At 59.3% G+C, this 23,416-nt stretch carries 26 protein-coding genes; 9 read left to right on the forward strand and 17 right to left on the reverse strand.

The window, feature by feature from the left end:
- The first annotated feature begins 89 nt into the window (after positions 1-89).
- A complete protein-coding gene (locus U1A53_RS11760) occupies positions 90-1,523 on the forward strand; it encodes a Gfo/Idh/MocA family oxidoreductase (protein ID WP_322281086.1) in 1,434 nt (477 codons plus the stop codon).
- Positions 1,524-1,598: 75 nt separating this feature from the next.
- On the opposite strand, the gene U1A53_RS11765 is transcribed toward U1A53_RS11760, so the two are convergent.
- Positions 1,599-1,988: a hypothetical protein gene (locus U1A53_RS11765; RefSeq protein ID WP_322281088.1), complete on the reverse strand. Its 390-nt coding sequence runs from the start codon at positions 1,986-1,988 to the stop codon at positions 1,599-1,601.
- Positions 1,989-2,068: 80 nt separating this feature from the next.
- Positions 2,069-3,163, reverse strand: a complete 1,095-nt coding sequence (gene mtnA / locus U1A53_RS11770) for an S-methyl-5-thioribose-1-phosphate isomerase (protein WP_322281090.1) — start codon at positions 3,161-3,163, stop codon at positions 2,069-2,071.
- Positions 3,164-3,280: 117 nt separating this feature from the next.
- Here mtnA and U1A53_RS11775 point away from each other — a divergent pair, with 117 nt between their 5' ends.
- Entirely contained in the window at positions 3,281-3,655 is a 375-nt protein-coding gene (locus tag U1A53_RS11775) for a YkvA family protein (protein ID WP_322281093.1), read from the forward strand.
- 155 nt (positions 3,656-3,810) lie between these two features.
- On the opposite strand, the gene U1A53_RS11780 is transcribed toward U1A53_RS11775, so the two are convergent.
- From U1A53_RS11780 to U1A53_RS11790, 3 genes are read right to left on the reverse strand one after another with little or no spacing between them, the layout of a single operon-like run.
- On the reverse strand, positions 3,811-4,539 hold the full coding sequence (locus tag U1A53_RS11780) for a discoidin domain-containing protein (protein WP_322281095.1): 729 nt from the start codon (positions 4,537-4,539) through the stop codon (positions 3,811-3,813).
- Positions 4,540-4,578: 39 nt separating this feature from the next.
- Positions 4,579-6,048, reverse strand: coding sequence for a Gfo/Idh/MocA family oxidoreductase (locus U1A53_RS11785; protein ID WP_322281097.1), 1,470 nt, complete (start codon positions 6,046-6,048; stop codon positions 4,579-4,581).
- A 47-nt stretch (positions 6,049-6,095) separates the two neighbouring features.
- Positions 6,096-6,581 (reverse strand): TQO small subunit DoxD, encoded by a 486-nt coding sequence (locus tag U1A53_RS11790; RefSeq protein ID WP_322281098.1) that lies wholly within the window; start codon positions 6,579-6,581, stop codon positions 6,096-6,098.
- A 255-nt stretch (positions 6,582-6,836) separates the two neighbouring features.
- Here U1A53_RS11790 and U1A53_RS11795 point away from each other — a divergent pair, with 255 nt between their 5' ends.
- From U1A53_RS11795 to U1A53_RS11815, 5 genes are all read left to right on the forward strand, one after another.
- Positions 6,837-7,292 (forward strand): cyclic nucleotide-binding domain-containing protein, encoded by a 456-nt coding sequence (locus U1A53_RS11795; protein WP_322281100.1) that lies wholly within the window; start codon positions 6,837-6,839, stop codon positions 7,290-7,292.
- A gap of 85 nt (positions 7,293-7,377) precedes the next feature.
- The gene (locus U1A53_RS11800; protein WP_322281102.1) at positions 7,378-7,761 is read left to right on the forward strand and encodes a DUF3307 domain-containing protein; all 384 of its coding nucleotides are present in this window, start codon (positions 7,378-7,380) and stop codon (positions 7,759-7,761) included.
- Positions 7,762-7,859: 98 nt separating this feature from the next.
- On the forward strand, positions 7,860-9,260 hold the full coding sequence (locus tag U1A53_RS11805; protein ID WP_322281104.1) for an alkaline phosphatase family protein: 1,401 nt from the start codon (positions 7,860-7,862) through the stop codon (positions 9,258-9,260).
- A 42-nt stretch (positions 9,261-9,302) separates the two neighbouring features.
- Positions 9,303-10,352, forward strand: a complete 1,050-nt coding sequence (locus U1A53_RS11810; RefSeq protein ID WP_322281105.1) for a hypothetical protein — start codon at positions 9,303-9,305, stop codon at positions 10,350-10,352.
- Between the two features lie 198 nt (positions 10,353-10,550).
- Entirely contained in the window at positions 10,551-10,940 is a 390-nt protein-coding gene (locus tag U1A53_RS11815) for a transposase (RefSeq protein ID WP_322281236.1), read from the forward strand.
- 283 nt (positions 10,941-11,223) lie between these two features.
- Here the strand turns inward: U1A53_RS11815 and thiS are convergent, their stop codons facing one another.
- The 4 genes from thiS to U1A53_RS11835 are packed head-to-tail and all read right to left on the reverse strand — an operon-like array spanning position 11,224 to position 13,434.
- Positions 11,224-11,424, reverse strand: a complete 201-nt coding sequence (gene thiS / locus U1A53_RS11820) for a sulfur carrier protein ThiS (protein ID WP_322281107.1) — start codon at positions 11,422-11,424, stop codon at positions 11,224-11,226.
- 26 nt (positions 11,425-11,450) lie between these two features.
- Positions 11,451-12,590 (reverse strand): 2-iminoacetate synthase ThiH, encoded by a 1,140-nt coding sequence (thiH, locus tag U1A53_RS11825; protein WP_322281109.1) that lies wholly within the window; start codon positions 12,588-12,590, stop codon positions 11,451-11,453.
- A 46-nt stretch (positions 12,591-12,636) separates the two neighbouring features.
- The gene (locus U1A53_RS11830; RefSeq protein ID WP_322281111.1) at positions 12,637-12,984 is read right to left on the reverse strand and encodes a VOC family protein; all 348 of its coding nucleotides are present in this window, start codon (positions 12,982-12,984) and stop codon (positions 12,637-12,639) included.
- 18 nt (positions 12,985-13,002) lie between these two features.
- Complete coding sequence (locus tag U1A53_RS11835) at positions 13,003-13,434, reverse strand: hypothetical protein (protein ID WP_322281113.1); 432 nt, start codon at positions 13,432-13,434, stop codon at positions 13,003-13,005.
- 56 nt (positions 13,435-13,490) lie between these two features.
- Here U1A53_RS11835 and dacB point away from each other — a divergent pair, with 56 nt between their 5' ends.
- Entirely contained in the window at positions 13,491-14,870 is a 1,380-nt protein-coding gene (gene dacB / locus U1A53_RS11840) for a D-alanyl-D-alanine carboxypeptidase/D-alanyl-D-alanine-endopeptidase (RefSeq protein ID WP_322281115.1), read from the forward strand.
- A gap of 6 nt (positions 14,871-14,876) precedes the next feature.
- On the opposite strand, the gene U1A53_RS11845 is transcribed toward dacB, so the two are convergent.
- The 3 genes from U1A53_RS11845 to U1A53_RS11855 form a co-directional block, all read right to left on the reverse strand.
- Positions 14,877-15,509 carry a DUF1080 domain-containing protein gene (locus U1A53_RS11845; RefSeq protein WP_322281116.1) on the reverse strand — a complete coding sequence of 211 codons (633 nt, stop codon included), beginning with the start codon at positions 15,507-15,509 and terminating at the stop codon, positions 14,877-14,879.
- A gap of 82 nt (positions 15,510-15,591) precedes the next feature.
- Positions 15,592-16,119 carry a restriction endonuclease gene (locus U1A53_RS11850; protein ID WP_322281117.1) on the reverse strand — a complete coding sequence of 176 codons (528 nt, stop codon included), beginning with the start codon at positions 16,117-16,119 and terminating at the stop codon, positions 15,592-15,594.
- Positions 16,120-16,200: 81 nt separating this feature from the next.
- Positions 16,201-17,202: a LacI family DNA-binding transcriptional regulator gene (locus tag U1A53_RS11855; protein WP_322281119.1), complete on the reverse strand. Its 1,002-nt coding sequence runs from the start codon at positions 17,200-17,202 to the stop codon at positions 16,201-16,203.
- A gap of 86 nt (positions 17,203-17,288) precedes the next feature.
- On the opposite strand from U1A53_RS11855, the gene U1A53_RS11860 reads away from it, so the two are divergent.
- A complete protein-coding gene (locus U1A53_RS11860) occupies positions 17,289-19,610 on the forward strand; it encodes an FAD-dependent oxidoreductase (protein WP_322281121.1) in 2,322 nt (773 codons plus the stop codon).
- A 66-nt stretch (positions 19,611-19,676) separates the two neighbouring features.
- Here U1A53_RS11860 and U1A53_RS11865 read toward each other — a convergent pair whose 3' ends face one another.
- The 5 genes from U1A53_RS11865 to U1A53_RS11885 all read right to left on the reverse strand — a co-directional run bounded on the left by U1A53_RS11865 (position 19,677) and on the right by U1A53_RS11885 (position 23,181).
- Positions 19,677-20,531: a metal ABC transporter permease gene (locus U1A53_RS11865; RefSeq protein WP_322281123.1), complete on the reverse strand. Its 855-nt coding sequence runs from the start codon at positions 20,529-20,531 to the stop codon at positions 19,677-19,679.
- A gap of 8 nt (positions 20,532-20,539) precedes the next feature.
- Complete coding sequence (locus tag U1A53_RS11870) at positions 20,540-21,337, reverse strand: metal ABC transporter ATP-binding protein (protein ID WP_322281126.1); 798 nt, start codon at positions 21,335-21,337, stop codon at positions 20,540-20,542.
- Positions 21,334-21,759 carry a hypothetical protein gene (locus U1A53_RS11875; RefSeq protein ID WP_322281128.1) on the reverse strand — a complete coding sequence of 142 codons (426 nt, stop codon included), beginning with the start codon at positions 21,757-21,759 and terminating at the stop codon, positions 21,334-21,336. The genes U1A53_RS11870 and U1A53_RS11875 overlap by 4 nt, the downstream gene beginning before the upstream one ends.
- Positions 21,760-21,761: 2 nt before the next feature.
- On the reverse strand, positions 21,762-22,658 hold the full coding sequence (locus tag U1A53_RS11880) for a metal ABC transporter substrate-binding protein (RefSeq protein WP_322281130.1): 897 nt from the start codon (positions 22,656-22,658) through the stop codon (positions 21,762-21,764).
- 61 nt (positions 22,659-22,719) lie between these two features.
- A complete protein-coding gene (locus tag U1A53_RS11885) occupies positions 22,720-23,181 on the reverse strand; it encodes a hypothetical protein (RefSeq protein WP_322281132.1) in 462 nt (153 codons plus the stop codon).
- Positions 23,182-23,416: the final 235 nt, after the last annotated feature.

The following is a 23,416-nucleotide window of genomic DNA, read 5'->3' on the forward strand; positions in this document are numbered from 1 at the left end:
CCCTTTTTTGTGTTCGCGATGGATTGAGGAATGAGTTGCGCCCAAGACGGCGTTCTGGCAAAAACCATACGCACCAACCACTCACCGCCATGACCTCACGTCGCTCCTTCATCACGCAATCCGCTCTCGCTTTTACTGCTTTGTCCGCCACCCGCGTGCTGGGGGCGAATGACAAGATTCGCATCGCTTCCATCGGTCTGGGTGGTCAGGGGATGGGGAATGCGAGCCGCATGGCGAAGGTGCCGGGCGTGGAGATTGCTTACCTGTGCGATCCTGACACGGCGGCTTTGGATCGGGCGAAGAAGGTGTATCCGCAGGCGAAGACGACGCAGGACTTGCGCAAGGTGATGGAGGACAAGGACATCGACGCCGTGGTCGTCTCCACCGGCAACCACTGGCATGTGCTGGCATCCATTTGGGCGCTGCAAGCGGGCAAGGATGTGTATGTGGAGAAGCCAATCTCCCACAACATCTGGGAAGGCCGCAAGCTGGTGGAAGCGGCGCGGAAGTACAACCGCATCGTGCAAGGCGGCACGCAGCAGCGCAGTGATCCGCTGCAGGACGAGATCAAGGGCTTCCTGGACGCGGGCACGATCGGCAAGATCAAGTATGTGCGCTGCAACCATTACAGCATGCGTTCCACCATCGGCAAGCAGGCCGAACCACTGGCACCGCCGTCCACGTTGAACTACGACCTGTGGCTCGGCCCGGCGAAGGATGAACCGATCTTCCGCAAAAAGTTCCACTACGACTGGCACTGGGACTGGAACACCGGCAACGGCGAGATGGGCAACTGGGGACCGCACATTCTCGACGACCTGCGCAACGTCGTCTTCCGCGACAAGGTCACGCTGCCGAAGCGTGTGATCGCCGGTGGCGGACGTTTTGCCTGGGACGACGCGGGCGAGACGCCGAACACGCACTTCGCCTACATGGACACGGGCGACATTCCGGTGATCGTTGATTTCCACAACCTGCCACGGCAGAAAGACATCAAGGCTCCAGATGTGTATCTGCGTCGTCGCACCGGAGCCTTCCTCATCATTGAGTGCGAGGGCGGCTACTACACCGGCAGTCGTGGCGGTGGCACGGCTTATGACGCCGAAGGAAATAAGCTCCACACCTTCAAAGGCGACGGCGGCAAAACGCACGCGGCCAATTTCATCGCCGCCATCCGCAGCCGCAAACAGGCGGAGCTGAAGGCCGAGATCGAAGCCATTCATTACTCCAGCGCGTGGTGTCATCTGGGCAATCTGTCCTATCGTCTCGGTCAGCAATACAATCGCGAGCAGGCCGAGGCCGTCGTGAAGGATTTCCAGCCTTGGAACGACGTGATCGCCGATTTCCACGAGCATCTGGGCCGCAACGAGCTCGACGCCGCGAAGCTCGACATTAAAATGGGGCCGCTGCTGGAGCTGGATGCCGCAAAGGAAACCTTCATCGGCGAAACGGCGACTCCTGAGGCCCTGGCGTTGCTCACGCGTGAGTATCGCGCGGGCTATGAGGTGCCGCAGGCGGTTTGATCTCGCCGCACGACGACAAAAAAGAGCGTCAGGAGTGATCCTGACGCTCTCGCGTGGTTCAGAGATGAACGGCAATCATTTTGGAGGCGCTGGAGCTGCCGGAGGCGCAGCGGGAGCCGCTGGCGGTGTGGCAGGAGCAGGAGGCGTGAGGGCTTCCTGAGCCTTCTTGGCGGCGTCTTCGACGGCCTTGGCGGCTTCAGCGGCCTTTTTAGCGGCAGCTTCCTTGAGCGCGGCGGCTTCTTTTTCAGCCGCAGCTTTCAATTCCGCAGCCTTCTTCGCAGCATCAGCTTTGGCGATCTCCAATTCCTTGGCGGCGGCGTCAGTGCTGGACTTGACGGCTTCTTTGAGAGCTTCCGTCGCCTTTTTGGTGTCTTCGGCAGCCTTGGCGGCTTCCGGTGTTTTTTTGTTGCATGAGGTGAGGCCGCCCGCGAGCAGCCCGATCAGAAGAATGTGTGTGAGTTTCATAGCAAAGCGAGCCTCCACGACTTCCGAACCGAAACAAGCCCGGAGATGACAAAAAGTGGCTTCCGATTGCGCTGCTCTTTTCAAAGCTTGCTCTGCAATCGCCTCAGGGATTCCACATTTGCCCCGAACACACCATGCTCGGTGACGAGCGCCGTGACGAGGCTGGCAGGCGTGACATCGAAGCCATCATTGCGGGCCTGGGTGCCTGCGGGAGTGATCAGAATTTCCTGGCGCATGCCTTCGGCGTTCAAACCGGACATGTGGGTGACTTCGTGGGCGCTGCGCTGCTCGATGGGGATGTCGCGGATGCCGTCGATGATGGTCCAGTCGATGGTACTGGCGGGCAGGGCGACGTAAAACGGCACGTTGTGGGCTTTGGCGGCCAGCGCTTTGAGATAGGTGCCGATCTTGTTCGCCACATCGCCCTGCGCGGTGACGCGGTCGGCCCCGACGATGACAAGATCGACGAGACCGCGCTGGAGGAGGTGTCCGGCGTTGTTATCGACGATCAAGGTGTGCGGCACGCCGTGCTCGCGCAGCTCCCAGGCGGTGAGCGAGGCTCCCTGGCCGCGCGGTCGCGTCTCACTGACCCAAACATGGATGTTCATGCCTGCGTCGTGTGCTTGATAAACGGGTGCCAACGCCATGCCCCAGTCCACGGCGGCCAGCCAGCCGGCATTGCAGTGTGTCATGACGTTCAACGGCGTGGTGGGGTCGGCTTTCTTCGACTGGATGGCGCGGAACAGCTCCAGAGCGTGTCTGCCGATGGCGTGATTGGTCCGCACGTCTTCATCGCAGATGGCCAAAGCCTCGCTCCAGGCCGCGTCGGCACGTTTTTCGACTGGAAGCGGCGAGACGACGCGCTTCACGCGATCCAGTGCCCAGCGCAGATTCACCGCGGTGGGGCGTGTGGCGTGTAAAACGTCATAAGCACGCTGCAAAGCAGCGTCGGAGGCATCATCGCGCAGCGCGAAGAACATGCCGAAGCTGGCAGTGGCACCGATGAGTGGCGCGCCACGCACGCGCATGACTTGGATGGCCTCGGCGGCGTTCTCCATCGTCTGGAGATCACGCCACTCGACGTGATGCGGCAGGAAGGTCTGATCGAGAATGCGGGCCGCGCGCGTGGCGTGATCGGCTTCGATGGAACGGTGCGGCTGGCCGTGGATGTGCATGGCGGATGATTCAGGAGGCCGGCGGCAAGGTCAATGAACACCAGAGCTATTGACCGGCACAATGGCAGTTTCCACTGCCAACTGGACTTCATCAGCGCATCCGCTTATTTTTCCCGCATGAGCACCACCAAAGGCGAGCACGATCTGAGCATCGAGAAAGTCAGCCAGCGCGCACAAGACATCGAGGGCAAGCTGCCGAAGCTCAAGACGCTGTTTGAGCAGGGGAAGATCATGCTGGGCATGGTGAAGGATTACTGGAACGGCTCCTACCGCGAGGTTCCCTACTGGGCGATCAGCGCGGTGTCACTGGCGCTGCTCTATGTGCTCAATCCAGCGGATGTGCTGCCGGATGTGCTGCTGGGCGTGGGGTATCTGGATGATGCGACGGTGGTGGCGTTCTGCCTGAAACTGGTGCAGCGGGAGATTGAGCGTTATCAGGAGTGGGTGGCGGCGAAGACGAAGGGTGGAGGCGGCAAGGTGGTGGATGTTTGAGGCTTGGCTCCCAGTATTGTAGTCCCGGCTTTAGCCGGTCTGGAGACGAGTATCACGTGTTTCACGCCAGAACCGGCTGAAGCCGGAACTACGAACAAAAAACCGCCGTGCAGGGGCGCTGCACGGCGGTGGATCAAACGGGATGTTGATTCGGCTTACTTGGCAGGGGTGCCATAGACCTGAACTTCACAGTAGTGGTTCATGTCGTTGCTGGTGTTGCCGTTGCTCCAGAGGCGCACGTAGCGGGCCTTGGTGCCTTTGGCGTCGATGACGCGGCCGTGGTTGGTTTCGACGTAAGCAGGATCGCCACCTTTGCCGAGGGCGGAGGTGTCGTCGTGGTCGGAGTTGAACAGGGTGGTGACACCGGTCTTGAACTCAGCGTCGTCAGAAACCTGCACGAGCACGTCGATGTAGGCCTGGGCCTGCTTGTGGTAGTGCCACATGGCGATCTTGTAAATGTTGGCCGGAGCGCCGAGGTCGATCTGCACCCACTGTTTGCCGGGCATGAGCTCGACGAAGGAACCGTCAGCGCCATCGGCATCGCCGTCGGTGACGAGGGTGAGATCGCCGATGATCGGAGCAGAGTCGGAGCTGCTGACTTTCTTGCCTTTGGCGAGGTTCACAGTGCCCTTGGGAGCCTGGAAGGACTTCACCACCTTGCTTGGGTCGGCTTTTTCGAGGTTTGGCAGCTCAGCAGGCACCGGGGTGCCGATGAACATGGGCTTGGGGAACTCGAGTTTGATTTCTTCGAGGTCACCGGCTGGAACGGCGGCGGCTGCAGGAGCAGCGGCGGCGCCTTCGGCCTTTTTGTCTTCGGTCTTGCCGCAGGAGGCAAGGGTGATGACGAGCGCGAGGCCCGTGAGGATGTGGATGCTGTTTTTCATGGGGGAGTGGTGGGTGCTAGATGCTGGATCCTGGATTGTTTAGGCTTGGAAGTCTTCGGGGGTGAAGATGTATTTGCTGCCGGTCTTGATGGATTCGTAGGCCTTGAGCACGGTGACGCAGGATTTGAAGGCGGCTTCGACGTTGCAGGTGAGATGCTCGGGTTTCTTCATCTGCACGGCTTCGATGAAATTCTGCACATGCGGCGCGTGCGGCTTGCGGCTGAGCTTCACACCGAGTTCCCATTGGGCCAGGGCCTTGCTCTCGCGCACATCGGCGACACTGACAGCACCGTAGGATGGCGCTTTGGGTTTTTCCCAGTCGCGGGGATGTTCCCAGAACTTGTTCTTGGCTTTGTCGGCGGCCTTGAGAATGGGCGGGTTTTCACCACCGGCGAATTCGTCCCAAGCCTGGCCGGGTTCGGCGTAGAGCTGGTTGCCGGAGGTGTCGAGTTCGGAAATGATGGCGGTGCCACCGACGCCCATGTGCTTTTCATACGCACCTTGGGAACCCGTGGTGGTGAGCACCTGGTAGTAGGCGCGGAGGGCACCCTGCGGGGTTTTGAATTCGTAGATGCACATCATGTTGTCAGGCAGCTCGAATTTCGGGCGGCCTTCGCTGCCGTCGAAGTAATCGACGCCGCCGGAGGCGATGACGGAGACCGGGGTGGACTCGTACATCCAGTTGAACATGTCGATCTGGTGCGCACCGAGATCGGAGAGCGGACCGCCGCCGTATTTGGAAAAGAAACGCCAGTTGCGGAACTCTTCGATGCTGCCGTAGCCGTGCTTCGCGAGAACGTCAGCGGGGATGTCGTAGCCTTTCACGGCTCCCTGAGGGGCGCTGCCGGAGACGCCGCGGTTCCATTGCGCATAAGCGTGGGTGACGCGGCCGAGCATCTTGCCGGGCTTGATGATGTTGTCGCGCAGGTTGATGTAGCGCGGGTTCGAGTGGCGCTGGTGGCCGATCTGGAAGATGCCGCTGTTCGCCTTGCCAGCGCGCACCATGTCACGCGCGCCGTCGAGCGTGTTGCTCATCATTTTTTCGCAGTACACGCTTTTGCCTTTTTCGAGGCAGAGGCGCGAATAGGGCGCGTGCAGGAAGTCGGGCGTGGCGATGAAGACGGCCTCAATGGACGGCTCCTTGTCGAGCATCTCATTGATGTCCTCGTAGATTTTGATCTCGCCTTCGACCTGGTGCTTGTTTTCGCTGAGGAAGCCGCCACGCGCCTGGGCGATGGAGTATTTCCAGATGTCGCACATAGCCACCCATTGGATGCCGGGCACGTCTTTGGAGGCAACACGGAGCGCTTTGTTGCCCTGCGCGCCGCAGCCGACGAGGGCGCACTTGATGGTGCGGCCCGGGGCTGTCTGCTGCGCGACGGCACTTTTGCTGGTGGCGAGGTAAAGGCCGCTGCTGGTCAGGGCGCTGGTGCGGAGGAAGCCGCGACGATCCATGAAGCGGGACAGCGGCGCTGTGGCTGTGGGAGAGGGGAGAGGCTGGGAATTCATAGGTGCAATCAGGCGCGTGGGTTCACTGGCCGATACGCTGGCAGCCGTTAGGCGGACTTCTTGCGAGCAAGGATGCCATCGAGGGAGAAGGTCTTCGCCTTCGAGGTCACGAGCGCCGCGGCCACGATGAGGACGGAGAGGCCGATGTTGGTGACGACTTCGGTGTCATCCGGCAATGCGGCAAGACCGAAGCCAAGCGCGAGGAACACCAGGCCGGCGGCAAGGAGCCCGAACTCGGTGCAGATGCCGATGGCCACCCAGATGCCGACCGGAATGAGGACGTAGCCAATGCTGGCGGCGAAGCCTTTGCACGCTGCCTCAGGGAGGAAGCTGTTGTCCGCCATGAGCTTGGCCAGCGGCTCGGTTTTCTTCGGATAATTCTCCAGACCAAACGTGGTGGTGGCTCCATTGCCCCAGCGAAACTTGTCGAGGCCCGCCATGAACAGACGCATGCCGACCCAAAGACGAAGGAGGAGGTGGGCAAAGGCGTAGCCAGAATTGCCACAGCAATTGGAGGAGGAAGAGTCAGACATGAATAGGTTGGGTTGCTGGTTGATGGGAGGGCGATTCTGAACCGTTGGACTTGGAAATCCAGTAGAATTTAGAGGGCGGATGCTTCGCAAATATGAACGAACACAGCAGATGAAAATGCTGGAGAACCGCTCTCACGCTCGAATGTCCCGGCTTCGTGGCGAATGTCGGATTCTGAGGCTTCCTATTCGCCGTGCTTGCCATTCAGGGCATCTCCGCTTAAAAAAGACGGCTTAATTCAATCCCAACACTCTCCCATGAGCTCACTCTCGACTCCCAAGCTCCCTGCCCAAGGCATTCTTGAACCCCTCGGCGACGAGGATCGTGACATCCTGAGCGGCTACGGCGAATTCCTTCCCGTGCAGCCCGGCCAGCACCTCATTGAGGAAGGCCAGCAGCAGAACAGCCTCTTCTTCGTTGTCTCCGGCAAGTTCCACGCCACCGCCATGCGTGGCGGCCACAAGGTGCTCCTCGGCTCGATTCAGAAAGGCGAAACGATTGGAGAAATCAATTTGCTCGATCCGAACGTCGCCAGCGCCAGTGTCACTGCCGTCGAATTTTCCCAAGTCTGGCGCATCGACGGGGAAAGCCTCGAAGGGTACATCAACGAATATCCACGAGCCGCCGCCTGGCTGCTTATCGGCGTGGGCCGCACCATCTCCCATCGTCTGCGTGCGGTGAATGAGAAGATCGCCGCCTTCTACAGCGCATGATGCGGTGATCGGTGTGAGCGGACTTGGGCGCGCATGAACACAGCGCGCCGGGAGGTCCGCAGCCCGCGAATAGGTAAATTACCCCATGTCCGGCCTGTTGCCATTTCCCCCCACTAATTCGCTGGAAGCCCTCCAGCTCATTTTCCTGCTGTTCGCCGGCCACGCGCTGATGGATTATCCTTTGCAGGGTGAGTTCCTCTCCTCCTGCAAAAACCGCCACCTGCTCATGAAGCGACAGGATCCCACGCGACCGGTGGGAATCTGGCCCGTTTGCATGACGGCGCACTGCCTGATCCACGGAGCCACCGTCTGGGCCATCACCGGCTGTTTTGTCGTCGGTTGCATCGAGTTAGTCCTGCACTGGATCATCGACTACGCCAAGTGTGAGAACTGGACCACGCTCAATCAGGATCAGGCCCTGCACTGCATCTGCAAGATCGGCTACGTCATCGCGGCCATGCTGGTTTGAGGTTCCAAGTTTGAAGTTTCAGGTTTCAAGTTCGCCTTAACACGTTCATGACTGGCAGAACTTGAAACTTTGAACCTGAAACTTGAAACTCCGACCTCATGCAGCGGACAGCGATTTTAAACGTCGTCGGCCTCACCACGCGGCTCATCGGCGAGCACACCCCGGCGATCCGTGCGTTTCTGGAGCGCAACCGCTCCACGCTCATCGAGCCGGTGCTCCCCGCCGTCACCTGCACAGCCCAGGCCACTTATCTGACCGGCAGACTGCCGCGTGATCACGGTGCCGTCGCCAACGGCTGGTATGACCGCGAGTACGCCGAGCACCGCTTCTGGAAGCAGCCCGAGCAGCTCATGCAGGGCGAAAAACTGTGGGAGGCGCTCCGCCGTGTCGATCCGCAGTTCACCTGCGCGAAGCTGTTTTGGTGGTTCAACATGTATTCCACCGCCGACATCTCCATCACGCCGCGTCCGCTCTATCCCGCCGATGGCCGCAAGGTCTTCGACATCCACACGCAGCCCATGCCGCTGCGAGACCGCATCAAAAAAGACCTCGGGCCCTTCCCCTTCCGCAGCTTCTGGGGCCCCGGCTCCGACATCAAATCCTCCATCTGGATCGCCGAAAGCGCCAAATGGATCGAGGAAAAGCACTGGCCCGGCCTCTCGCTCGTTTACCTCCCGCATCTCGACTACAACCTCCAGCGCGTCGGCATCGACATGGAAAAAATCCGTTTCGACCTGCGCCAGATCGACAACGTCGTCGGCGATCTCATCCGCTTCTACGAGACGCGGAACATCAAAGTCGTCCTCCTCTCTGAATACGGCATCACCAACGTCGAACAGCCCATCCACCTGAACCGCGTCTTCCGCGAACGCGGCTGGCTCAGCATCAAAGACGAGCTGGGCCGCGAAACCCTCGACCTCGGCGGCTCCAAAGCCTTCGCCATCGCCGATCATCAGATCGCCCATGTCTATGTGAACGATCAGAGCCTCCTCGCCAACGTCCGCGGTGCGCTCGAAACCACGCCCGGCGTCGCCCAGGTGCTCGGCAAGATGGAAAAACATCTCCACGGCCTCAATCACGAACGCAGCGGCGATCTCATCGCCATCGCCGACGCCAAGAGCTGGTTCACCTACTACTACTGGCAGGACGACCGCAAAGCCCCCGACTTCGCCCGCTGCGTCGATATCCACCGCAAATGCGGCTACGACCCCGTCGAGCTCTTCCTCGATCCGCAGCTCAAGTGGCCCAAGCTCAAGATCGCCGGCAAGCTCGCCAAAAAAGCCATCGGTCAGCGCATGCTCATGGACGTCATCCCGCTCGATGCATCGCTCGTCAAAGGCTCCCACGGCCGCATCCCCGAAGACCGCAGCGACTGGCCCGTTCTCATCGGCGACTTCGACCAGCTCCCCCGCACCGGCATCCTCGCCGCCCACGAAGTCTGCAACCACCTCTTCCGCCTCTGCTCCAGCGGGCATGGGTATGGCAATGTGGGGTTGTGATTATAGATTGCCTTGGTTCGCAAGATTTTGAAAACTTAAACAATGAAACCATCTGCCTGTGTCGGTCTGTTTATTCTTGTGGCAGGAAATTTGCTGGGGATTGACCCATTCTACCAACCTGAGGAATGGGATCGTTATCAAGAACGCGTTCTGCGACTGCGTGAACATGAAAAACTGGCATTTATCCGCCCTGATCCCGGTAAACACCCGATAGTAGCTTTGCAGACTCTCATCCTGCGGGAATTCAAAGTTAAAGACGTGAATGTTTATGAAGCTTTTGAGGCGTTGGCGGATGGCTGTGGATCGTCTGGTGTGAGTGTCACATTTTATGTGGATTCGTCGGCTCGACACAATGAGTCACGCATAAGTTACGAGGCCCCTGCGGGGGAAACTGTTGCCAAAACGCTCGGCTATCTGATGATGCTAACCAGAACACATATCCATCTGTCTGGTAACCACATACTGGTCGCCAATTACGACACGCTTAATCCTTATGTTGTCTCTTACGGTGTTTATGTGTTGAGTGAAAAGGCGGCTGATTATTGCCGCCTCCCCAAACCGGATGTTGCTGGCAAGGAGGGAGAATGGATGGCGGCGGAGAAGCATTTAATGGAGCAGGGGATTCCATTTCCTGCGGGAACCTATGCTGACTACCGACCCGATATTCACTCTTTGGTCGTCATTAATACTGATGTCACGCGTGGTTCACTAAGGGCTTGGCTGCGAGAAATCGAAAATCGTGTCATTATCGAAACCACCAAAGATCAGGGAATCGTCGCCATGGACGGTTTTAAGATTGAAACACGGAGCTACCCAGTAAGCGACCAAACTGCGCAGAGAATGCATGGTTGGCTGATGGACAAGAAAAACAAACTCGTTCCATTCGCTCACGACACTGCCGATCTTGTGTCTTATCGCACTACCATTTCTAACAATCAGACGGGTAGCGCGGCTTGGCTTGACGTGAAATCCAAACGTCTCTGGGTGCGCAATAGGCCGGAAGATCTTGATGATTTTGAAAAGGGCTGGGAAGCATGGCTCGCGAGACTAGAGGCGCACCCAGCATATGGAGTTAAGCCCTCAAAAAAGTGACGGCGGATTCAGGCTGTTCGGCCCAACGGGCCAGGACTCAACCCAGGGCACCAGCCCTGGGAGTTGCGCATCACCTCGGCCCGTTCTCATTCGGTTGCGCTCTGAAGGAGCGCGGGAAAACGTCCTTGCCGCCGCCATGCCCCAATCGCTCGCCAAAATCTACGTCCACTCATCTTCAGCACGAAGAACCGCGAGCGCCTGCTCCCCGACGATCTTCGCCCCGGACTCCACGCCTACCTCGGCGGCATCCTCCGCGATCTCGGCGGCACGGCGGTCGAGATCAATTCCGAACCGGATCATGTGCACCTCCTCTTCCTCGCCTCCCGCGCCGAGACGTTGAGCGATGTCGTAGGCCAGCTCAAAACCGGTTCCAACCTCTGGCTCCAGGAGCAACGGCCCGAGTTGCACCCTTTCCATTGGCAGAACGGCTACGGTGCCTTCTCCGTCAGCCCGTCTGCCGTCGAGGACGTGCGCGATTACATCCGCCGCCAGCGCGAGCATCATCGCATGATGACGTTCCAGGACGAATACCGCAAATTCCTCGTTAAACACGGCATTGAGTTCGACGAACGGCATGTGTGGGATTGAATCACGCCCTCCCGCGCTCCGTTGGAGCGCGACCTTGGGTGAATCGGTGGTCGTGGCACGCAATCCCAGGGCTATCGCCCTGGGCTGAATCCTTCGGCCCGTTGGGCCTCCAATCGCGCCGACAAAACACTGCCTGCCTTTTTCCTTAGCGCCGTGTCATTCAACCGCTGATAAGACGCTGATTGAACGCTAATAATAAATCTCCGTTATCAGCGTCTCATTAGCGTCATATCAGCGGTTCAAACCTCCGTTTCAACTGTCCCTGCGGCACCGCTAACCGGATCTAACCCCCCGCCGTGATCTGCACGATCTCGATCACGTCGCCATCACTCACCGTGGCGGTCTCAATCTCACGCGGCAGCAGCGCGGCTTGATTCTGCTCCACCACCACCGGCTTGCCTGCGAGTCCTACAGTCACCAGCAGCGACTTCACCGTCTGCGGTGCTTCAAACTCACGTTTCTCTCCGTTCAAAGTGATCTTCATGGCTGGTCAGGATGATTGAAATGGTCTCAAGCGATCATCGTTGCGAGAATCGACGCATCCCAATCCTTCCACACGGGATCAAGACCGCTCTGGCGCAGCATCTCGGCCACGCTTTGCGCCGAACGCTGATCCGCGATGCCAAACTGGCCTTCCGCACGATTCGTGTCGGCCTTCACTTCGACTTCGACGCGCTTGCCGCGCACGGTGAGATGCAGGTCGTCGTTCCCTGCGCCCGTGTAACCTCCCGGTTCGGTGTGACTGCCCGCGCTCATCACCGTGATGCCCAGCGGGGCCAGCGCGTCGCGCAGCGGTGCGGACTCACGCGTGCTCAAAATGATGCCCACCTCCGGGAACGTGAGGCGAAACGCGCAGATCGTCTGCACCAGCGCCCAGTCCGGAAAATCCGTCATCGGGGTGAATCCACCTGCCGCCGGCCGCAAGCGCGGAAACGCCACCGTGAAGGTCGATTTCCAGCAGTGTTTATAAAGATGCTCCAAATGCGCCGCCAGTCGCAGCGCCTCAAGCCGCCAGTCGCTCAATCCAAACAACGCGCCGATGCCGATGCGACGAAATCCACCCGCATAACCACGTTCCGGGCACGCCAGCCGCCAGTCGAAGTCCTTCTTCGGCCCCGCCGTGTGCATCTGCTCATACACGCCGCGATCATACGTCTCCTGATACACCACGAGTCCTTCCGCGCCCGCCTTGACCATGCGCTCATACTCCGGTGCCTCCATCGGCCCGACCTCGATGCCAATCGTCGGCACCAAATCACGCAGCGCCCGAATGCACTCCTCCAGATAGCCATCACTCACAAACCGCGGATGCTCCCCCGCCACGAGCAGGATATTCCGAAAGCCCTGTGCCACGAGATGCTTCGCCTCGGCCACGACTTGATCCACCGTGAGTGTCACGCGCAGGATCGCATTGTTGTCCCGCGAGAAGCCGCAGTAGCTGCAGTTGTTCACGCACTCATTGGAAACATACAGCGGCGCAAACAGCCGCATCGTCTTCCCAAAATTCCGCCGCGTGATCATCCTCGACTCCCGCGCCATCGCCTCGATCTGCGCCGGCCCCTTCGACTCCAGCAACGCCGCAAACCGCTCCATCAGCGGCGATTTGCGCTGTGGGAGGGCATCAAGCGTGGGAATGAAGGAGGTTTGCATCTGGACTGCTTTGGATAGTCCGCAATCCGGCATCTGCAATCCACAATCACCCAACATACTGCGTCATGAAGACCTCGTTGCCCTCGGCATCACGGAAGACACCGAGCAAAATCGGCTCGCCTTCCCGCTGCTGCGGCGATTGAAGGATCGTGGCACCGGCCTTTGTGACCTTCTCAGCCATCGCCAGCACGTCCTCATATTGAAAACTCAGTCCCGTCGGATTGCGCGAGCCGTCGTGACCGCCGTGCAGGGCCACAATCGCGTCGCCATGCCGCAGTTCCGTCCAGAAATCGCTCACAAAGATTTCTTCGAGGCCGATCACATCGCGATAGAAGGCCACCGCACGCTTCATGTCGGCGGCCATGATCATGAATTTCACTTTTTCGGGTTTCATCGTCTTGGGAGAAGAGATTTAGCAATCGTGTCCGGGTTCCAGCAGTTGTACCGCCACGCCGAGCATGTTGGCAATCTGCGTGGCTTTGTCCATGCACCAGTGCTCAACCGCCTCGCTATGCGGTCCGCACATGAAAAACTCGAGGTAGTTTCTGGGGTCCTTTGCATCCAGCTCCAGATTCATCTGCACATGGCCGCAGGCCTTCGCGGGCAGCACCGGATACACGCTGAGTTCGCGGATCGAGTTGCGCGGCAGGCGCCGCACGCCATCGCGCACCTGCAGAATGAGGTTTGTTTCGTCCATCGCCACCAGCATCAGCACCTCCGGGCCGCAGGTGGAGAAAGCTTCGATCAACGTCGCATCCAAATCCTTGTCGCCACAATATGCCGCATAGCAAAACGAGGCTGGCGGCGTTTGTGCGAACTCAATGATGTGTTCTGGCCGGATCATACCGCGGAAGCTGGACGCACTTGGCAAAACCGCAAGCCGCGCCCACTGTGTCCCGCGTGAAGAATGTCCTGATCATCCTGCTTCTCCTGGCGCTCGCGGCTTCGCTGTTCCTGCCTCGCGAAGTTGTACCGCCGAAAATCGAAACGCCGCCACTGCCGCGTTTTCCCGGCATTGTCGCCTTGTTGAAGGAGGCGCGTGCCAATCCTGCGCTCGCCGGTGCTGCCATCGGCTTCTGCCTCATCAATGCGCAGGGCGAGGTGGTGATGGAGGACAATGCTCAAACCGCCTTCATTCCCGCCTCCAGCCTCAAAACGCTCACCACCGCCACCGCCCTCGAAGTTCTTGGTCCTGATTTCCGCTTCACCACCACGCTCAAATCCACCGCGCCCATGAAGGACGGCACGATCGCAGGTGATCTCGTTATTGTCGGCGGCGGTGATCCGATGCTGGCGATGGCAGATTTGCAGGCGTGGGCAGCGGACTTGAAAAAACGCGGGCTGAAACGAATCACGGGCCGCGTTCGTGGCGATGCGAGCCTCTTTTCTGGCAGTCTTTACGGCGACTTCTGGAACTGGGGTGACATCGGCAACGGCTACGGCAGCGGGGTGTCCGGCCTCAATCTCAATCACAATCGCTACATTCTCGTGTTTCGCGCTGGAGCAGCCGTCGGCACTCCTGCGGAGCTGCTTGGTATCAGCACCGAGCTTCCTGCAATTGCCTGGAAGAATGAAGTGACCACCGGACCCACCGGTTCCGGGGACGGCGTGGTCATTCATGGCGGTGAAAGCACCACGAAGGTCCACCTGCGTGGCACGGTGCCCCTCGGGGCCGCGAAGTTTCAAGTGACCGGAGCCGTGCCTGATCCCGAACGTTTCATCGCGCATCACTTCAGCCGGGTGCTCGTGACGGCAGGCATCCAAATCAATGAAGCAGCTAGCGGGAACAACAAACCCGAGCACGAACTGCTGAAACACGAGTCGCCATCCTTGACCGATATCGTCACCAGCATCCACGCCACTTCCGACAATCACGAAACCGAGTGCGTCTTCCGCATGCTGGGCTTGAAGGCCGGCAAAGCGCCCGATGTCGTGATTCGCGAGCATTGGAAGCCGCGCGGGCTCGATTTCATCGGCCTGCGCATGGAGGACGGTTGCGGCCTGGCTCGCGCTGACTTCATCCGCCCGCTCGATCTCGCGTGTTTACAGTTTCTCGCTGGCAAAGGTCCGCAGGGAGCCGTCTACAAGGCATCGCTGCTGTCCAAAGACGGCCTGCGCTGGAAGGGCGGCGCGATGTCCGGCGTGCGAACGGTCACTGGCTATGTCACGGGCAAATCTGGCGAAGAGTTCTGCTTCGCCTTCATGGTGAATCACTACGCCGATGGCAAAGTCGTTTCCGAACTCAACCAGCGGCTGACGGATGCGATGCTGGGGCTGTAGCGGCGGCTACTTCACTTCCTGAATCCGCAGATTCCGGAACTTGTAGGTCTGCCCCTTCTCACCGTGATGCTGGATGGCGATCATGCCGCTGGCATCGACTTCGTCTTCCACGTCAGTCGTCAGCACGCCGTTGACGAAAATCTTGAGATGCTTGCCACGGCATTCGATGCGGTAGGTGTTCCAGTCGTTGCGCTTGAACGCATCGCCCGCACGAGCGCGAAAGGCATCTTCACTCTCTTTGTTACCCTTGATCGGGCTGGCGAACCACATGCGGCGGCCTTCATCATACAAACCGCCGCTCCACTTGCGCTTCGCATCGCCGTCCACCTCGGCTTGGTAGCCGAAGACCTTGTTCTTTTCGACATGCGCCCGAAACATGAAGCCGCTGTTCGCCTGGCCTTCCGGCAGCAGGATGTCGCCCTCAAAGATGAAGTCGCCATAAGTCTTCTCGGTCACGACGAAGAACTTCTTCTCGCCCGTGAGGTGAATCTCGCCGTTCACGACTTCGATCTGGCCCCATTCATACGGATTCTTCCAGCCGGTCATCGTTTTGCCATCGAACAACGACACCCATTCCTCCGCAAAGGCAGGAATCGAGATAGCAAGGGCGAGAGCGGCGAAGAGAAAGCGGGTTTTCATGGCTGGTAGTTTGCAAACATGCACATCTACACCAGACCCACAATGAAATCGTCACCTAGTTCGCCTCAAGGAAGGCTTCGGTTCATTTGTAGCGCATCAACCAATCCTTAAACTTCGTAAAGTCCACCAGCTCCATTTTGGTAGCGATTTTCTTGTGCTCCGCTTTAGCGGGTTCGGTGAAGAATGACGTCGTCACGATCATGCCTTTGTCGGCGTTGTTGATTGTGCAGGTTCCGTGCAGTCGCTGCACGATTTCAATGCCGACGTTATCCTTCCATTTTTTGCATTCGACGAACATGAGAAAGCTGGTCGCGGCGTTACGGATAAAGGCATAAATATCACGCCCTCCGTCTCGCGTCGCCTGGGTAAGCTGCGTTTCGAACCCTAAATCTTTGAGGATGTCGGCGATGAGAATTTCAAACTTCCGAGGGGCAAGGTCATGCAGTCTTTCTGGATGACGGGCAAAGAAACGTTTCACCTCATCATTGATGTCGGTCACAAAGAGAGGAGCCTCGCTCTCTTGTTGGAAGAGCAATTCATCCATTGGAGAGTCTTCCGTTGTCTTGGTGGTGGCCCCTGATCTGCCGGCCCCCATGGTCGTCATGCTCATATGACGACTGTGTTACCTGAGTACAGAAAATCAATGACGGGAATTCGCTTCCAGCTAACACCTCCAATTCTTTTGATTTATTCAGAGGTGTTTGAAGTCCCGCCACGCGCCCTCGGTCATCACGATCTTCGGAGCCTCGGGAATACCGCGTTCGTTCTGCTGATACTGCGCCACGAGCAGATCGATTGCCGCGGCACCGAGAACGTCGGCCTGCTGATCGATGCCGGCGACTTCGGGGTGATCGGAGCGCCAAGCGAGAGTGATGTGACGCGGACGCTGCACCTTGGGCACCGATTCGAGCCATTTTTGGACGACATGGCCGCCATCAATGACCACTTCCGGCTTCGCTGAGCGAATCCATGCGAGGAAATCCGTTCGCGATGGCGATTTGCGCAGCGCCAGCAGTTCATCCGGTTTCGTCAGCGGATGATGCGCCAAAAAACTGGCTGACCACGCACGGAACATGCGGTCATTGATCGTACTGCCGCAGTAGAAGCCGATGCGTTTGAAGCCCTGCTTCTTCAGCATGCGCAGGGCCGTCATCATGCCGAGGAAGTGATGATGATGCACGCGGTGCAGTTGCGGTCGTGCGTAGCCGAGACCAATCACCACGCTGCTGAATTTGTCCCATGCTATCGAGACATGCCCGCGACTGCGCGAGATCAGCGGCGAGAGAATGAGTCCGGGAATGCCACGTGCTTCGAGGATGCTCGAAAGCCGCCGCGCCGTCATGCCACGTGCGGCGAGATGGAATTCTTCGAGCTGGAAACCGAGCTTCTTTGCCTGCCTGTGCGCACCGAGGACGAGTTGCTGTGACCACGATGACCGCGCGATCTCATCCGCCTCACGCTCGGCCCAAATGAAGGCCAGCGTGCGTGGCGCCGCCGCCCGTCGCGTGCGCCGCATGTGCGTCATGAGCTTCGCAATGTCTGGATCGGGCCGGTAGCCGAGTTTCTCAGCCGTCCGCACGATTTTTTCTCGCAACTCCACCTCCACATGTTTCTCGCCACGCAGAGCGCGGGAAACGGTCATTTTTGAAACGCCCAATGCGCGGGCGATGTCGTTTAAAGTAGGACGGGACACGGCTGTTACCGTAACAGAAGCGAATTGATTGCGCCAACAGCCTGTGTTCGTTTATGGCTGCCCGTTCCACCAACCCGCCTCTTGTCATGAAAACCGCCCTTCTAGCCTCACTCATCGCTTTTTCCGCTGCGCATGCGCAACCGAAGTGGATCGAAGCCGAATCCTTCACCAATCCCGGAGGCTGGGTGCTGGACACGCAGTTCATTGATGTGATGGGATCGCCTTACCTGATGGCGCATGGCATGGGGAAGACGGTAAAGGACGCGGAGACGGAAATCGAGCTGCCTGCGGGTGAATACACACTTTGGGCGCGCACCAAGAACTGGGTGGGGCCGTGGGATGCGCCGGGGGCTCCGGGACGTTTCGAGATCAGCGTGAATGGCGAGAAGCTGAAGCATGAATTTGGTACCACGGGCAAAGACTGGCAGTGGGAGAAAGCGGGACCGGTCAAAGTGTCCGGCAAAGCCAAGATCTCTTTGCATGACCTCACGGGCTTTGACGGTCGCGTGGACGCCATCGTGTTGAGTGATGACGCGGGCTTCACGCCGACGACGGAGATGCGCAGAAAGATGCTCGGCCTGCCGGAGAAAGCGCCGGAGACGCCGGAGTATGATCTGGTGGTCGTCGGTGGTGGCTATTCCGGCATGGGCGCGGCCATTTCGGGTGCGCGTCAGGGTTTGAAGGTGGCGTTCATTCAAAATCGTCCGGTGCTCGGCGGCAATGGTTCGAGCGAAATCCAGGTGTGGGCGATGGGCGGCACGCGTCGCGGGTTGTATCCGCATCTTGGTGAAATCGTGGAGGAGTTCGCAGATCGCGCGAGCAACAGTCCGGCTGCTTCGCCGGATGAATTCAACGACAAGCTCAAGGAAGACACGGTGAAGGCGGAGAAAAGCATCGAGCTGTTTCTCAACACGCACGTTTATGGCGTCGAGCTGCACGCGGACAAAAAGAACATCCGCAGCGTCATCGGCCTCGACACGAAGAGCGGCAAGGAAACGCGCTTTGTGGGCAAGCTGTTCGTCGATTGCACCGGCCACGGAAGCGTGGGCGCGCTGGCAGGTGCGGAGTTCATGATGGAGGAGAAGGGCCGCATGGGCATGAGCAACATGTGGGTGATGCAGAACCTCAAAAAGCCGGTCACATGGCCTGCCACCCCCTGGGCGCTGCCATTGAAGCTGGAGGACTTCCCGGAGCCGAAAGCCATGGCTCCGGTGGGCAAGAAAAATGCCGCAAACATGGCCGGTTTCGATCTCGGCTACACGCCGGTGCCAAATCCTGAGGAATACCTGCATGGCGAGTGGTTCTGGGAGAGCGGCTTCGACAAGCACCCGATCAACGATCTCGAACTCATCCGCGATCACAACTTCCGCGCCGTCTATGGCGCTGTTTCGGCTCTCAAAACGAATCTGACCGACAAATATGCGCAGTATGACCTCACCTGGCTGGCCTACATCGGCGGACCGCGTGAATCGCGTCGAATCGTCGGCGATATGATCCTCAACGGTGAGGACATGGTGAAAGGCATCATTCATCCCGATGGTTGCGTGCCGACGACCTGGGACCAGGATCTGCATTATCCGAAGGAGCAATATGCGAAGAACTTCCCGGACAATCCCTTCATCAGCCGCGCCGAGTTCGGCAAGCACACGGACCGTAAAAACGGTTATCCCGTGCCTTATCGCTGCTTCTACAGCAAGGACATCGGCAATCTCTTCATGGCGGGCCGCACGATCAGCGTTGATCGCAACTCGCTGGGCAGCACGCGTGTCATGCGCACCTGCGGCATGATGGGCGAGGTCGTGGGCAAGGCCGCGTGGATCTGCGTGCGCCACCACACCACGCCGCGCGGTGTGTATGAGCAGTATCTCGATATTTTGAAGGATCTCATGAACAAGCCTGGCGCGATGCGCCGTGACAACCTCGAAGGCGATCTCTACCTGCCAAAAAACGCTAAAAAGCTCCCCGACATCACCCTTTCTGCCGACAGCATCGACCCGAAGAAGCTCGAAGGCATTGTCATCGACGACACCGAAGCCGAGCTCAACGGCAAGTGGGCGCACGGCGAAGGTTTGAAGCCTTTTGTCGGCGAATACTACAGCTACGGCAGCGAGAAGAACGCCAGCGCACGTTTCGCCTTCAGCGTGAAACAGACGGGCAGCTACGAGGTGCGCATTTTCTTCCAGCCGCATGAGAATCGCGGGAAGACCACTCCGGTGAGCGTGCTCAGCGCCGATGGCGAAAAAACCGTGACGGTGAACCAAACCAAGCCCGCCCCGCTGCCGCAGGGCGCGTACAGCCTGGGCACCTTCAAGTTCACCGCCGGTGAAGAGGCCGCCGTCATCTTCCGCACCGCTGGTGCCGGTGGAAACGTGCATCTCGACGCTGTGCAGGTGCTGCCTGCCAAGTAGTCAAGGAGGCGGGGACTCTGTCCCCGCGTTGGGTTTAGAGGGGGACAGAGTCCCCCTCTCCTTGGCCTATGCCACGCCTCTTCGTTTGCTGAACAGTCCGTATTTCGGACTGAAAATGTAAGCGAGGAGGAAAAAGGTGCCGAGGACGACGATGATGGTGGCGCTGACGCTCCAGCCGAGCGGATACGAGAGGAAAAAAGCGATCACGGAGCCGACAGCACCCAAAATCCCGCCGCCCCAGAACAGGGTGCGGGCGTTGTTAGTCAGGAGATAAATCGTGGCGGCGGGAGCGACCATGAGGCCGACACTGAGGATGCAGCCGACGGCTTGCAACGAGGACACGAGCACGAGGATGGTGACGGCGAAGGTGGCGTAGTTTAGCAAACGCACGGGCACGCCGAGGCTGGCGGCGATGTTCGGCTCGAACAGGTAGATGAGCAGCGGGCGCTGCAAGGCGGTGAGGGTGATGACGGCGATGGCGCTGATGCCGAAGGCGATCCACAGGTCGGAGTCGGCCATGCCGATGATGCTGCCAAAGAGCCATTCATCAAGCTTCTGGCGCACATCGAGATTTTTGAGGATCAGCAGGCCGGCGGCGAAGGCAGTGGTGTAAAGCACGCCCATGGCGGTGTCTTGATCGAGCCGGGAAGTGCGGGAAAGGAAGATGGAGCCGAGCCCGACGATGAGCGCGGCGAAGATGGCACCAATAAGAGCGCTCCATTGCGAGAGGCCGGCGATCAACACGGCCACGGCGAGTCCTGGCAGCAAGGAATGCGAGATGGTGCCGATCTTGAGCGCGGATTTGCGCAGCACGACGAAGGCACTGACAAAGCCGTTGGAGAAACCGATCATCAAACACGCGAGCAGGGCGCGTTTGGCGATGGGTTCGGCGAGGAAGTCGGTGATCGTGGGCAGCGGCATGCTCGTGGCTAGTTGCTGGATGCTTGATCCGGGTTGTCGTAGGCGCTGGCGACATTCGCGGGCGTGAAGGCGTCGGCGACAGGGCCGAAGGCGACTTGATGGCGGCGAATGAGGAGGATGTCGTCGAAGTTGCCGGTAACGGTTTGCAGATCGTGATGGCTCGCGATGAGCAGGCGGCCTTCGGCAGTAAGTTCTTTGAAGAGACGGCTCAGGTTTTCCTGCGCGGGCTTGTCGAGGCCGGTGAAGGGCTCGTCGAGCAGCAGAACGTGAGCCTCTTGAGCGAGCGCACGGGCGATGAAGGCGCGCTGCTGCTGACCGCCGGAAAGGGCGCTGATCTGGCGGTCCTGCAGATCGCGCAGTTCCATGCTGGTGAGCGCGCGTTCGACGATCTCGGCATCGTGACGCGAATATTGCCGCCACCAGCCGAGATTCGGGTAACGGCCCATTTCGACTAGGCCGCGCACGGTGATGGGGAAGTTCCAGTCGATGTCGCCACGCTGCGGCAAGTAGGCGATTTCGTGGCTGCTGCGGGTGAGCGGCTTGCCGCGCCAGAGAATCTTGCCGCTGTCACCGGGGATAAGTCCGGCGAGGGATTTAAGCAGGGTGCTTTTGCCTGCGCCGTTGGGTCCGATGAGGGCCATGCTGCGACCGCATTCGGTGGCGAAGCGAATGTTTTCCAAGGCATGCACCTCCTGGTAATGCACGCTCAAATCAACGACTTCGAGACGATGATGATGCGTGTGTTTGCCACCACCGCCCCAACAGACGTGTTCCTTGGTTTTGACATGGGAGGCTGCGGCGGTCATTTCCAAGAGAAGGTGATGACTTCATCGAGACTGCCTGCGGCGGACCAGCGTGTCTCGCTGCGTGCTTCGAGACCGTCGGGCTCAAGTTCGAGCGTGAGGGCGGTGTCGGGTGTGTTTGCCGGCCAGGTGGCGCTGAGGAAGACATCGACGCCATCCTTGGTGGAAGGCAGCACGGCATCAACTTCGAGCGGCGAAGTGTCGGCGTTCGTGATCAGCTCCTTGTCGGCGATCTTGAGGCTCAGCGTGGTTGGTTTATGAGCAAAACGCAGACGCAGCAGCGCTTTTACGCTTTGGGTGTCTTTGGCGGCGACTTTGACGACCTTGGCGTTGCTGGTGTTACCAGTCAGATGGCTCAGCGGCACCGCCAGCACGATGAACGCGAGGCAGAGCAGAAAAATCTGAATGGGCGGAAAGCCACGCATGATTATTTCGCGGGAGCAAGAGCAGCGACGAGGGCGCGGACGTTGTGCGCGAGCATCGTTTCAAAGGTGTGCGCGGTCTTGGCGGTGCCGTCAGCGATGAGCGGATCGCCAATCTTCACGCCAGTGCTGCGGGCGATCTCGGCGAGAACTTTGGGATTGGCCTGGTCTTCAGGGAAGACGGCCTTGATGCCATGCTCGCGGATTTCCGCGATGGTTTCGGCGACGTGTTTCGAGTCGGCATCGTCGCTGCGACCGACACCGAGGAGGGAGATGGGTTCAAAGCCGAACTCTTTGCAAAAGTAACCGAAGGCGGCATGCGCGGTGACGAGTTTGCGGTCTGCACGGGAGATCTTGGCGATTTCCTTCTGCGCCCAGACTTTGAGTTCGCCGAAGCGCTTGGAGGCGGCCTTGGCACCGGCTTCGTAAGCAGCGGCGTTCGCGGGATCGGCGGCGCTGAGTTCATCGGCCACGATGCGGGCGGCGCGCTTCATGTTTTCGGCGCTGTGCCACCAGTGCGGGTCAAACTGGCCGTGATGGTGATCATGGTCGCCATCGCCGTGATCGTGATTGCAGACGTAAGGGATGGAGGGGATTTTTTCGCCGACTTCGACGAGCTTGATGCTAGCGCCGAGGCTGTCGCGCAGCTTGTCGAGGTAGGTTTCGAGTTCCTTGCCGGAGGCGAGCAGCAATTTGGAGCCACGCATCGCGGCGATGTCCTTTGGTGCTGGCTCAAAGTGATGGATGTCACCGCCAGGCTTGAGGATTTCGATGACTTCGACATTCGCGCCGCCGACCTGCCGGGCGAGATCGGCCACGATGGGATGCAGCGAGGCGACTTTGAGAGGAGCGGCCTGACCGATGGCGAGAGACAGCGCAAAAGCTGCGAGGATGGTTTTCATGGCGGTGGCTGGTTTGGGCACCAGTAACCGCCAGGCGCCGTTGTTGCAACTTGATTGCGAATTAGGCTTTGCGCTTGGCTGCTTTCCGTTTCGCGAGTTTCAGTCCCGCCTCGATGATCTGAGTGCGGAGTTTTTCGAGGCAGGCTTTCCAGGTGGCGGGGCTGATGGGGAGGTAGCGGTCGGTGCCGTCGGGGAAGCGCTTGGTTTCGAAGATGTTGCTGGGCTGCTGGATGAGGTCGTCGTAGAGGCCGTGGATGAAGAAGGTGCGGGCGTCGGCGCCGTCGGGCCAGGGGCTGGGGTGGCCCTCGGCCTCGCGGATGGCCGCTTCGATGGCGCTGAGGATCTCGACGGGGTTGAGCGTGATCTTGAGCGGTGCGCCGGATTTCAGGTAGTCGGCGATGGCGATCTGCACTTTGCCGAGGACGGCCTGGATTTGCCGCAGGTCGGCAGGGGCTTCCGCCGCAATGAGCTGTTTCAGCTCAAGCTCGGCGCGGGTGGCTTTTTTGGAGCGTTTGGTGGCCATTCGGCGGCATTTTGCATTGATTGGTCGTCTGGCCAAGGGCTGGAGGAAAAACTATTCAGCACTCCTTCTCCAAAAACTCAAATTCGCGGATATTCGCGCTCATTGGCGAGCATTCGCGTTAAAAAATGGCTCATGCCTTCAGGTCTCAACGCGAATGGCCGCGAATATCCGCGAATGAGCACGAATAAAAACCCCTCCTGAATCAGTTCCTTTTCTGGCAGGAAACGCTGCTGCC

It is taken from the genome of Prosthecobacter sp. (genome assembly GCF_034366625.1).
In the GTDB taxonomy this organism is placed as follows: Bacteria; Verrucomicrobiota; Verrucomicrobiia; order Verrucomicrobiales; family Verrucomicrobiaceae; genus Prosthecobacter.